This is a genomic window from Luteibacter sp. GL_149 (genome assembly GCF_057834065.1).
Genome location: NZ_CM174395.1, coordinates 1,904,491 through 1,915,781, shown reverse-complemented (window position 1 = coordinate 1,915,781; position 11,291 = coordinate 1,904,491). Strand labels below are relative to the sequence as shown.

Annotated in this window: 9 protein-coding genes; 1 reads left to right on the top strand and 8 read right to left on the bottom strand. The window is 64.2% G+C overall.

The window, feature by feature from the left end:
• Positions 1-144: 144 nt before the first annotated feature.
• The 5 genes from AC3IR3_RS08760 to AC3IR3_RS08740 form a co-directional block, all read right to left on the bottom strand.
• Positions 145-1,560 carry a Do family serine endopeptidase gene (locus AC3IR3_RS08760; protein WP_489196505.1) on the bottom strand — a complete coding sequence of 472 codons (1,416 nt, stop codon included), beginning with the start codon at positions 1,558-1,560 and terminating at the stop codon, positions 145-147.
• Positions 1,561-1,674: 114 nt separating this feature from the next.
• Positions 1,675-2,364 carry a sigma-E factor negative regulatory protein gene (locus AC3IR3_RS08755; protein ID WP_489196504.1) on the bottom strand — a complete coding sequence of 230 codons (690 nt, stop codon included), beginning with the start codon at positions 2,362-2,364 and terminating at the stop codon, positions 1,675-1,677.
• Positions 2,361-2,957 carry an RNA polymerase sigma factor RpoE gene (gene rpoE / locus AC3IR3_RS08750; RefSeq protein ID WP_132141555.1) on the bottom strand — a complete coding sequence of 199 codons (597 nt, stop codon included), beginning with the start codon at positions 2,955-2,957 and terminating at the stop codon, positions 2,361-2,363. Before rpoE ends, AC3IR3_RS08755 begins: the two co-directional genes overlap by 4 nt.
• Before the next feature lie 170 nt (positions 2,958-3,127).
• Positions 3,128-5,725, bottom strand: a complete 2,598-nt coding sequence (locus AC3IR3_RS08745) for a putative bifunctional diguanylate cyclase/phosphodiesterase (RefSeq protein ID WP_489196503.1) — start codon at positions 5,723-5,725, stop codon at positions 3,128-3,130.
• Positions 5,722-6,204: a hypothetical protein gene (locus AC3IR3_RS08740; RefSeq protein ID WP_489196502.1), complete on the bottom strand. Its 483-nt coding sequence runs from the start codon at positions 6,202-6,204 to the stop codon at positions 5,722-5,724. The genes AC3IR3_RS08745 and AC3IR3_RS08740 overlap by 4 nt, the downstream gene beginning before the upstream one ends.
• Positions 6,205-6,348: 144 nt before the next feature.
• Between AC3IR3_RS08740 and AC3IR3_RS08735 the strand changes: the two genes are divergently transcribed.
• Positions 6,349-8,406, top strand: coding sequence for a 3-hydroxyacyl-CoA dehydrogenase NAD-binding domain-containing protein (locus tag AC3IR3_RS08735; protein ID WP_489196501.1), 2,058 nt, complete (start codon positions 6,349-6,351; stop codon positions 8,404-8,406).
• Between the two features lie 517 nt (positions 8,407-8,923).
• Here the strand turns inward: AC3IR3_RS08735 and AC3IR3_RS08730 are convergent.
• The 3 genes from AC3IR3_RS08730 to AC3IR3_RS08720 are packed head-to-tail and all read right to left on the bottom strand — an operon-like array spanning position 8,924 to position 11,149.
• A complete protein-coding gene (locus AC3IR3_RS08730; protein ID WP_489196500.1) occupies positions 8,924-9,577 on the bottom strand; it encodes a DUF2058 family protein in 654 nt (217 codons plus the stop codon).
• 16 nt (positions 9,578-9,593) lie between these two features.
• Positions 9,594-9,809 (bottom strand): SlyX family protein, encoded by a 216-nt coding sequence (locus AC3IR3_RS08725; protein ID WP_132141550.1) that lies wholly within the window; start codon positions 9,807-9,809, stop codon positions 9,594-9,596.
• Positions 9,806-11,149, bottom strand: a complete 1,344-nt coding sequence (locus AC3IR3_RS08720; protein ID WP_489196499.1) for a UDP-glucose dehydrogenase family protein — start codon at positions 11,147-11,149, stop codon at positions 9,806-9,808. Before AC3IR3_RS08720 ends, AC3IR3_RS08725 begins: the two co-directional genes overlap by 4 nt.
• Positions 11,150-11,291 lie beyond the last annotated feature (142 nt).

Here is an 11,291-nt window from a genome sequence, read left to right as displayed (position 1 = left end):
ATTACGTTCACCGTCGTCCGCGGCGCGAACGACGTCGCGCCGCCCTAAGGCAGCGCGAATCGGGGGATTATCGCATGGAAGGCACGATTCCGCCGCCGAAAGCATCCGCGGGCGAAACAATCGCCCGCGGATGGACCACGATCGTCAACGGAGCGCGGGGACCGTCAGCGCCATGAACCGGGTCGCATCGTCCCGGCGCACGAGCAGCATGGCGGTATCGCCCGGCTTGACGCCCTTTGCGGCCTCGCGGAAGTCGGATGCGCTCCCGATACGCTTCTGATTGACCATCAGCACGATGTCGCCCGGCTGCAAGCCCGAGGCCGCCGCCACGCGCCCCTCGGCCCGGCTGATCACGACACCCTCGCCCGCTTTGAGTCCCAGCTCGCTCCGGGTCGCCGGATCGATGTCCTGTACGGCAAGGCCCAGGCCCGCAACAGTGTTCGCCGTAGCCTTGCCACCCGCGCCCGCATGGGCGCCGGCGGTCTTGTCGCGCGGCATTTCACCGACTTTCACGTCCAGCGACTGTTTTTTGCCATCGCGCAGGATATCGACTTTCGCCGTCGTGCCCGGCCGGGTGATGCCAACGAGCGGCGGAAGATCGGCCGCCTGGGTAATGGCCTGCCCATTGAAAGCAAGAATGACGTCGCCCTGCCGCAGCCCGGCCTTCGCCGCACCACTATCCGCCGTGACCTCCGCGACAAGCGCGCCGCTGGCATTGGGCAGGTCCAGGTTCTTCACGAACTGGTCGACCGGCTGCACCCTGACCCCGAGCATGCCGCGCGACACATAGCCCTTGTCCTTGATCTGCTGGACGACATTCATCGCCACGTCGATCGGAATGGAGAACGCCACACCCTGATAGCCACCGGTACTCGAATAGATCTGCGAGTTCACACCCACGACCTGCCCTTGCAGGTTGAACAGGGGACCGCCCGAGTTGCCGCGATTGATCGGTACGTCGGTCTGGATGAACGAGGTATAGGGCTGATCGCCACTACCGAGATTGCGTCCCACGGCACTGACGATGCCCTGCGTCACGGAGTAGTCGAAACCGAAGGGCGACCCGATCGCGAGAACCCACTGGCCCGCTTTGAGCTGTCGCGAATCGCCGATGGAAACCGCCGGCAGCGAACCGGCGTCGACCTTCAGCAAGGCAATGTCGTACTGGGGATCGGTGCCGACGACTTTCGCGGTGAGCGTGCGGCGATCCTGCAGGCGCACCTGCACTTCGTCCGCGTCGTCCACGACGTGGCTATTGGTCAATACGTAACCATCGGAGGAAATGATGAACCCCGAACCGAGCGAGGTGCGTTCCTGTGGCGTGGGGACCATCGGCATACCGAAGAACCGGCGAAAAATCTCGGCCTGATCGTCCGGCATATCCTGCGCGCCGCTGCGTGGCGTGGTGCGGGTACCGCTCGACTTAGCCTCGACATGCACGACCGCTGACGCATTCTTTTCGACAATACCGGTGAAATCCGGCAGGGACTGCGCGTTCGCGCCGGCCGCGACAATCAACAGCGCGGCGGCCAACGCCGGGCGCGTACTCCAGTGGCTCATTGCGTACCTCCTCTTTTCCATAGAGCCCGTGCGGCAAAGCCGCACGATTTAAGATACCGGGGTGAAAAAGGACGCGGCAACACCTGCCGCGTCCAGGCGGATCGCGGGTCGGCCCTAGCGGGCTTCGACCTGCGGTTCCGCGAGCGGCTGCACGTAACGGCTGCCGTCGGGACGAACGAGAAGAATGTAGTTGCTGCCAGAAGCCTCGACCGCACGGGTCCCATGGATCTGGTACGGCATGACCCGCGTCAGATAAGAGGAGTCGCTCTCGGAACCGCTACCGAACGCTGCTTTCTGGGTGAACTGCGAGACCGAGGTGCCGCCACTCAACCACTGCGGTACGGCGGGGGCGCCAGCGGGCTGCGCAACATGGCCGGCATCGGCGATGGCGTTGCCCGAAACGGTGCCGGCTTGTGTCCCTGCCTGTGCCACGCCCGTCGTTACACCGCGCTCGGCCGGCTGTGTGAACATCAGGGCCGCGACGGCAACGCTTGCCGCGATAGCACCGCCAGCGGACCACTGCAGCCAGCGACGACGCGGCTCCATGCGCGCGACGGTGCGAGCCGGTGCCGTGGCAACGACGATGTCCTCGGCGTCGATGGCCGCCATCACACGACTGGCGAAATCGGCGGAAACGGAGGGTTCGAGCTGTCCACGCAGACCATCGCGAGCAACGTGATAACGAGACCACGCCTGGACCAGCGTCTGGTCGCTATCCAGCCGCCGCAGAAGAAAACGGATTTCCTCGCGCGAGAGTTCTCCGTCCATACCGGCGGAGAGAATGTCCCGATTGGCTTCACTCATGGCTTGTGATCCTCGCGGTCGGACAGTAGCGGCCGCAGTTTTTCGTCGATGGCTTCGCGAGCCCTGAAAATACGCGATCGGACGGTCCCAATGGGGCAGTCCATGATGGCGGCGATTTCCTCATAACTTTTGCCGTCCACCTCGCGCAACGTGATCGCGGCCCGAAGTTCCTCGGGCAAGGCTTGGACAGTGGCAAACACGGTTTGTTCCACTTGTTCCCGCATCATTTCCCGCTCCGGCGTGGCGCCCTCGTGAAGACGGGTGGCTCCCGGGACGTAAACGGCGTCCTCGATGTCGATATCGCCTGTCGGAGGCCGGCGGCCCATCGCAACGAGATGATTTTTCGCGGTATTTACCGCGATTTTGTATAGCCAGGTATAGAACGCGCTTTCGCCACGGAACGAGGCGATCGCCCGCCAGGCGCGCACGAACGCTTCCTGGGCAATGTCCTCGCACTCCGATCTGTCGTGTACGTACCGGGAAATCAGTGCCACCACCTTGTGCTGGTACTTGCGTACCAGAAGGTCGAACGCCCGTTTGTCTCCGCTCTGCACGCGCTCGACGAGTGCCTGGTCCAGTTCGTTTTCGCCCATCCGGGCTTTTCTCCTTAGCGCTGTGCCATGGGCCATGGGTACGGGCGGTGTTCAGACAAGCATCCACTCGCCAAGTTCATTGTCGCCGTACCGGTCCCGCGACAATCACGGGGTCGAAGGCCATCGACCATCCTACTACCCCAGCGGGATGGGGCTCTGCCGACGACGTATCAAGCACTGCCCACCGGGGACAGTCCTTCGGCAAGCAGACGCTGGCGTTCCGCGAGCAATTTCTCGAAAGCCGCCGTGGGAAGCGGGCGGCAGAACAGATAGCCCTGGAGTTCGTCGCAGCCGTTAGCACGCAGGAAATTCAGGTGCTGCTCGATCTCGACGCCTTCGGCGACCACGCCGCGCTTCAGGCGATGGGCCATGTCGATCGTCGCCCGGACGATAGCCTCGTCGTCCGGATCGACGCCGATGTTGCGCACGAAGCTCTGGTCGATCTTGATGCGATCCGCAGGCAACCGGCGCAAATAGTCCAGCGATGCGGCACCGGTGCCGAAGTCGTCGATGGCGATCCGGCATCCCATGGCGTGCAGCGCGTCGAGGCTTTCGACCAGATGCGGCACCGTCTTCACGCTGATGCTTTCGGTGACCTCGAGTTCGAGGCACGACGGATCGAGTCCCGTATCGGTGAGCGCGTTGGCCACGGTCGCGACGAGGTTCGGCTGCATCAATTGAACCGCCGAAAGGTTTACGCCCAGACGGAGATGCAAGCCGAACATTTTTTCCCATACATGCGCCTGGGCGCAGGCCGTGCGCATCACCCACTCGCCGATCGACACGATCAGTCCGCTCGCTTCCGCCAGCGGAATGAAAAACGCCGGCGAGATGGTGCCCAGTTCCGGATGCTCCCAACGCACCAGTGCCTCCATGCCCACGATGTCTTCGGTGAGCGTATCGACCTGCGGCTGGTAGAACACGCGCAGCTCGCCATTGCGTTCGGCATGGCGAAGTTTCGCCTTCAGCGCGACGTGTTGCTGCTGCGAAAGGTCGGCGCTTGGCGCATAAATCTGGAAGTTGTTCCGGCCGAGACTCTTGGCGCCATACATGGCTTCGTCGGCGTGACGCAGAAGCGTCTCGCCGTCCGCGGCATCGTCCGGGAAGAACGCCACGCCGATCGACACCGTGATCTGCAATTCCGAACCGTCGTCGAGCGGCAACGGCGTTTCCATCACCTGCACGATTTTTTCGGCGATGCGCAGCACGTCGTCGCGCTTGATGATGTGCCTGAGGATCAAGGTGAATTCGTCGCCCGCGTAACGGGCCACCGTGTCGGACGCACGTACGCTGGCACGAAGCCTTCTGGCCACGGCAGCCAGCACCTGGTCGCCGACGCTGTGGCCGAGCGTATCGTTGATGCTCTTGAAGCGATCCAGGTCGACGAACAGCGCGGCGAAGCACTCGCCAGTGCGCTGCGCTTCGCGGATGGTGGTGTCGAGACGGTCGTTGAACAGCAGGCGATTGGGCAATCCGGTCAGACCGTCCAGCAACCCCTTCGCCCGCCCCTGCTCCCGCGTGCGGCGCAACTCCAGCGAGGATGCGAAACGGGAAGATGCGGCACGCAAGGCGGGCTCCAGCACGCGCGCATCGTCCAGCGCGCGGCGCCGGCCTACGAAGATCGCACCGAGTACCGCCCTGCGTTCGTCGTTAAGCGGAAGGAACGCGAACGATTGCAGGCCCAGCGCCTCGATAAGCGGATCGGATACCCGCCCTGTTTCGCCCGGGTGCAGACGCACAACGGCTTCGCCGGCCAGACATGTTTTCAGCAACGACAGGCTATCCTCGTCCGGCCACGCGACCGTGCCGGGCCCGTTCCAGAGACGGATAAGCGGCGGTGCGGGCGCATCGCCCTCGGTCACTCCCGCCCAGATCGCCACGACGTCGAGGTCCAGCGCATCGGCAAGCATGGCTGCCGCCTCGCCCATGCCTTCGTCGTCGCTGGACGAGGCGTCCAGCAGCGAAAGCAGCGACAGCGCGCGCTCGGCCATTTCACTCGTGCGGAAATCGCGAAACGCCACGGCGATCCGATGCTCGCCACCGTGCACGATACGGCGAATATCGAGCTCGCCGGTGATATCGGCGCCGTCCGGACGACGAACCGCGCAGGCGATGCCATCGGCGTCCCGCTGTGGCCAGGTCACGCCGCTGGCAAGCCGGAACAAATCGGAAAGTGCCAGATCGCCAAGAAGGAAGGTCGCATCGCCAAACAGCCGTGCGAACGCTTCGCCCACCTCCACGATGCGGCCGGTGCCGGCGGCCGCCATCACCCAGGCGCAGCCCGAATCGAAAGCGAAACGATAGTCCGAACCATCCGTCGTCGCCTGCACCATTGCCGGTGTGGCCGGCGTGGGCGCAACGGTGCGAACGCTTTTCTGCGCGGGCGCGGAGGCCATGGCCCGCAGCGCGCGCGGCAGGAGTTCATCGGACAGCGCCGCCGTCCGGACCCAGTCGGCGGCGTCCGCGGGCATGGACGAAAGCGCCAGCCCCTCATCCACCACGCAGATCAACGGCAATCCGGCATAAGCCGTCGCGGCACGCAGGTGCCCGATGGCATCGAAGGCATCCTGGCTACCGTCGAGGGCCACGACCATCAGCGACAGCGCCGGATGGTCCGCCAGCAGACTACGCAGATGCACGGTATCGCGGGCGCTCAGCAGCAGGAAATCGCCACCGGCGTCCAGAGCGTCGAACATCGCACGCCGCAGGTCGCGTCGTGGGGTGAAAATGACGATCCCTTTCGGGTCGTTTTGCGGTTTCGCGCTCATACGACCCAGCGGCCGTCGCGAAGGCGCGGCCGGATCACGCGCATGCGCCAGTCGGCATCGATACGGACGACCACGTTGTCCAGCGCGCCCAGCACCGTGGCGTTCACGCCCAGCAAGACCACACGGCGGACATGTTCCGTCTGCGCCCTGGCCAACTGCCGCAGGAGCGCGCTGTCGGTCGCACTGAGAGCCGTATCGGGCATCTCCAGCAGATAGACGCCGAAATGCAGGCTCTGCAGGATGTAGCGCAACGCGTCGCCCAGACGTACGCAGCCCGGCACGCGCGCCTGGGCATCGCGCAGGCTGCACAGCCCTTCACCCTGCCGCCACAGATAAACGGCCTGTCCCGTCCGGCGGGCTACCAGGCGGAACTGGTCCACCAACACCGCGGAATCGCCCGTCTCCAACGCGACCAGTGGCCCGGCGGCGGACAGGATATGTTCGAAAACCTCGGTTCCCGTGTGCGCGTCGGTATGCATGATTCGTAAGGCTGCTGCGATTTCACAAGTATTGTGCCAATTCAGGTGCGCGCGCCAGATGGCGTTGCCGTTTTTGGGCGCCGTCTCGCATTCGGGGCGGCACAACGGTAAGGTGGCGCGATCACTCGCTATCGTCAGACCGCCATGTTCGAAGGACTGCGTTTCAAACACTGGAAAACCAGCGAGGACGAGAACGGCATCGTCGTCCTCACGCTCGACCGCGAGGGCAGCAGCGTCAACGCGCTTTCCCGCGAGGTGCTGGGCGAACTCGACGAGATTGTCGAGCGCCTGGCCATCGAGAATCCCCCGGGCGTCGTCATCCATTCGGCCAAGGTTTCCGGCTTCGCCGCCGGCGCCGACATCAAGGAATTCGTCGAATACGCCAAGGACGGCAGCGTCCTGGAAAGTATCGAGAACGGGCAGCGCATCTTCGAAAACCTGGCGCGCCTGCCCTGCCCGACCGTCGCCGCGATCCACGGCGCGTGCATGGGTGGCGGCACCGAACTGGCGCTGGCCTGCCGGCTGCGCATCGCCGTGGACGACGAGAATACGAAGATCGGGCTTCCCGAAGTCATGCTGGGCATCCACCCCGGCTGGGGTGGTACGGCACGCCTGCCGCGTCTCATTGGCGCGCCGGACGCATTGCCGGCCATGCTTACCGGCAAGCCGTTCAATGCACGCCGCGCCCGCGCGGTCGGCCTGGTCGACCGCGTCGCCCGTCCGGACGAACTGCTGGCCGAGGCGAAGCATTTGCTGAAGCGTCCCGGCAAGAAGCCGTTCGCGTTGCGCGCGAAGGCCTGGGGCACGAATACCTGGATCGCACGGCAGATCCTGGCGCCCATCGTGCTGAAGCAGACCGCCGCAAAGGTCCGCAAGGAACACTATCCCGCACCGTTCGCCCTGATCGACGTCTGGCGTCGTGGCGGCAGCAACATTCAGCAGCGCCTGAAGCTGGAAGCGAAATCCGTTGCCAGGCTGGCCGAAACCCCCACTGCCCGCAATCTGATCCGCATTTTCTTCCTGCAGGAACGCCTGAAGGGCCTCGGCGGCGGCGCGGAACACGGGATCAAGCACGTGCACGTGGTCGGTGCTGGCGTCATGGGGGGCGACATCGCCGCCTGGGCCGCGCTCAGGGGTTTCGAGGTCACACTGCAGGATCGCGAACTGAAGTTCATCGAGCCCGCGCTGAAGCGCGCCCGTGCGATGTACGAAAAGAAGCTGAAGGCACCCGCCAAGGTAGAGGCCGCCTCGAAGCGACTGCGCGCCGATGTCGAAGGCAAAGGTATCGCCGAAGCCGACCTGGCCATCGAAGCGATCTTCGAAAATGCCGAAGCGAAACACGAGCTGTACGCGAAGATCGAACCGCAGTTCCAGGCGGACGAAATCCTCGCCACCAATACGTCCAGCATTCCGCTCGACGAACTGCGGCAAGGCCTGAAGGCGCCGCAGCGATTCCTCGGCCTGCACTTCTTCAATCCCGTCGCGCAGATGCCGCTCGTCGAAGTCGTGCGCCACGACGGGCTCGACCCGGCCATCGAGAAACGCGCACTGGCCTTCTGCAAGGCTATCGGCAAACTACCGGTGCCCGTGAAGGGCACTCCGGGCTTCCTGGTCAACCGCATTCTCATGCCATATCTGATGGAATCGATGCGCCTGTACAACGAGGGCGTACCGGGACCGGTACTCGACCGCGAAGCGAAGAAATTCGGTATGCCCATGGGGCCGATCGAACTGGCCGACACCGTCGGTCTCGACGTCTGCGCGTCGGTGGGCAAGGAACTGGCCCCCTTCCTCGGACTGGACGTGCCGCAAGGCCTGCAAGAAAAATTGCAGGCGAACAAACGCGGCAAGAAAGACGGCGAAGGCCTCTATGTCTGGACGGATGGCAAGCCGGTGAAACCCGAAGTCGATCCGAACTACGTACCACCGGCGGACATCCAGGACCGCATGATCCTGCCCATGGTCAACGAAGCGGTTGCCTGTCTGGCCGAGGGCGTGGTCGACGACGCCGACCTGCTCGATGCGGGCGTCATTTTCGGTACGGGTTTCGCGCCGTTCCGCGGCGGTCCGATTCAATACGTGCGTAGCGAAGGTCTCGCCGCCGTACGGGCACGCCTCGACAAGCTGACCGATCGTCACGGCGTCAGATTCAAGCCGAAGGAAGGTTGGGACAACCCGGTGCTTTCCCAGCCGGTGGCCTGAAAAAAAGCGCGCCCCGGCGCGCTTTTTTTGGTTCTTCACGCACTACTGGGACGATCGCGCGCGGCTCGTCGCTCTTTGGGTAAGGACAGCCGCTGGGTGGCTTGTGTTATTCGTAACTTGGCCGCCTCACGCTCGTGCGTCGGGGAGGCCGCGACCGGGTTGGCCCTTGGGGCCTTCGGCGCCGTCCCTGCGGGAGCGGGCCGTAGCGCCGCATTCGCTCCGTCAGTGGGGTATCGCGGCCCTCGGCTAAGGCGGCCCCAAGGGCCAACCCGGCCACGGCACTGTCGACTGCGGTTTGCTGGGGGCAGAGCGCGAGCCGAGCACGTAATGGGACCGGACCGGATGCGGTCATCACGGGTCCTGCGTCACGCGATGCTTTCCCCCACGTAACCGCAGCAGCCGGAAGAGCCGTCGGCCACCCCTGTGACGTCCGAGCCCTCCCCGGGAATGCGTGAAGAACTTTTTTCAGGCGTCTCGCACGTTTTCTGTAGAAACGATCACGACGAAGTGCGGGCAATCACCACATCAGATCGTCGGGCACGCCGTCGTCGGCTTCCACGACCGCGTTGGGATCGACCACCAGTGCGATCTGTTCCGGCGCGAACTCGCGAATCTGTTCCACCACCGAACGATCCAGCAGCAGGTAACGGCCGCCATGCTGCACGACGCCCAACTCTCCCGCATTGAGCGCGACCAGTTGAGCCTCGTCGACATGCACGCGACGAATTTTGTCGCCATACGGGAAGTGGCGAACCTTATCCACGTCGGGTTTGTTCAGAGCCTTGCCGTTGAGCACCTGCTCCAGCTTGCGTTTACGCTCCTTGCGCAGCCGCGCCAGTTCGGCCGCTTCCTGCTCCGTACGCTTGCGTTCCGCCGCTTCGGTCTGCGACCGGATGGCATAGGCTTTCGCCAGATCGATTTCGCCATCCTTGCGCGGAGCAGCCGTCTGCTGGGGTCGCTGCGGCTTGCCGCCTTGCCCGCTCTTCGCATGCGATGCGCCGCCCTGCCATTTCTTGGGGCCGGGACCGCCACCTTGCGTTTTCCTGTTCGCAGGCGCGTTCTTGTTTGCAGGCGAACCGGTTTGCTGACGCGGTGCCGGCGCACGCTTTTCTTCGCGGACCGGGGCGACGAAGCCTGCTTTCAGCAGTTGGTCGCGTAGGGAATCTGCCATGTCTGTACTCTTTCGTTCAGTAGTGCGGCGGCGGCGGTTCGGAGTGCGGATCGTTACCGAGCCCCGCGCGCATGTTGGACAGGTCGGAACGCAGATCGCGCATCGCACGCTCCAGCGCAGCCAATCGTTGGGAGATTTCAACATCGGCCGACGACAATCCGTTGACGGTGTCGTCGACGAAGGCCAGCTTGACCTCCAGTTCGGTGATGCGGCTTTCCAGTTCTGTACTCATGTCGCGTCACGCAGGCTGCGGCCACGCCCGATACCGTAATAAGCCAGTCCGGCATCCTCGACCGCCACGGGATCGTAGAGATTGCGTCCGTCGAAAATGGCCGGCGTCTTCAGCAGACCGCGCACACGGGCGAAATCCGGACTGCGGAAAGCCTTCCACTCCGTGACGATCGCAAGCACGTCGGCACCTTCCAGCGCCTCGTACGGACGGTCGCACAGAACCAGGTCCGCACGGTCGCCGTAGATGCGGCGCGTTTCGTCGGCAGCTTCCGGATCGCAGGCGCGTACCGTCGCCCCCGCATTCCACAGCTGTTCCATCAGACGCCGGCTGGATGCCTCGCGCATGTCGTCGGTATTTGGCTTGAACGCCAGGCCCCAGACCGCGACGGTCTTGCCGTTAAGGTCGCCGCCGAAATGCCGGGAAATCAGTTCGAAGAGCTTGGATTTCTGCGCATCGTTGACCGCCTCGACCGCATTGAGCAGCACCGCGTCGTAACCGTTCGCATGAGCGGTGCGACCCAGCGCCTGAACGTCCTTCGGAAAACACGATCCGCCATACCCCGCACCGGGGTAGATGAAGTGATAGCCAATACGCGGGTCCGAACCGATACCCTGCCGGACCAGCTCGACGTCCGCGCCCACGCGCTCGGCGATGTTCGCGATCTCGTTCATGAAGCTGATCTTGGTCGCAAGCATGGCGTTGGCCGCGTACTTCGTCAGCTCCGCCGAACGCTCGTCCATCACCACCATGCGGTCGTGATTGCGGTTGAACGGCGCGTAGAGCTTGCGCAGCAGCGCGACAGCCCGCGGGCTGGACGCACCGACGATGATGCGGTCGGGACGCAGGCAGTCTTCGACCGCGTCGCCTTCCTTCAGGAATTCGGGATTGGACACCACGTCGAACTCGACCCGGGAGTCGCGCGCCTTCAGACGCGCCGCGACCGCCGCGCGAACGCGATCCGCCGTACCGACGGGTACCGTCGACTTATTCACCACGATGGCATAACGATCGAGGTTGTCGCCGATCGTATGGGCGACGGCGAGCACATACTTGAGGTCCGCACTGCCGTCCTCGTCCGGAGGCGTGCCCACGGCGATGAAAAGAATGTCGCCGTGCGCGATAGCCGGCGCGGCGTCGGTGGTGAAATCCAGACGCCCTTCTTCGCGATTGCGCTTCACCATCGGCTCGAGGCCAGGCTCGTAGATCGGCACGTCCCCCTGTTTCAGGCGTTCGACCTTGCCGGCATCGATATCCACGCAGACGACGTGGTTACCCATTTCCGCGAGACACGCGCCCGTGACTAGGCCCACGTATCCGGTTCCGAAAATCGTGACTTTCATGACATTCCCTGGCGCCGGGAAAGCGCCGCGATGGAACGGCGCATTGTAGAAGACGTACGGGTGAGGTGCGAGCGGCGAAGAGCGGGGATTGGGGGTGGGAAGTGGGGGCGCGTTTCCGGCGATCGATTGAGGGAACGACAGA

What these genes read in the sequence shown, in the direction of transcription:
- AC3IR3_RS08755 (WP_489196504.1), bottom strand. Translation starts at nt 2,364, where the DNA reads ATGAGTGAAGCCAATCGGGACATTCTCTCCGCCGGTATGGACGGAGAA.
- AC3IR3_RS08720 (WP_489196499.1), bottom strand. Translation starts at nt 11,149, where the DNA reads ATGAAAGTCACGATTTTCGGAACCGGATACGTGGGCCTAGTCACGGGC.
- AC3IR3_RS08725 (WP_132141550.1), bottom strand. Translation starts at nt 9,809, where the DNA reads ATGAGTACAGAACTGGAAAGCCGCATCACCGAACTGGAGGTCAAGCTG.
- AC3IR3_RS08730 (WP_489196500.1), bottom strand. Translation starts at nt 9,577, where the DNA reads ATGGCAGATTCCCTACGCGACCAACTGCTGAAAGCAGGCTTCGTCGCC.
- AC3IR3_RS08735 (WP_489196501.1), top strand. Translation starts at nt 6,349, where the DNA reads ATGTTCGAAGGACTGCGTTTCAAACACTGGAAAACCAGCGAGGACGAG.
- AC3IR3_RS08745 (WP_489196503.1), bottom strand. Translation starts at nt 5,725, where the DNA reads ATGAGCGCGAAACCGCAAAACGACCCGAAAGGGATCGTCATTTTCACC.
- AC3IR3_RS08740 (WP_489196502.1), bottom strand. Translation starts at nt 6,204, where the DNA reads ATGCATACCGACGCGCACACGGGAACCGAGGTTTTCGAACATATCCTG.
- rpoE (WP_132141555.1), bottom strand. Translation starts at nt 2,957, where the DNA reads ATGGGCGAAAACGAACTGGACCAGGCACTCGTCGAGCGCGTGCAGAGC.
- AC3IR3_RS08760 (WP_489196505.1), bottom strand. Translation starts at nt 1,560, where the DNA reads ATGAGCCACTGGAGTACGCGCCCGGCGTTGGCCGCCGCGCTGTTGATT.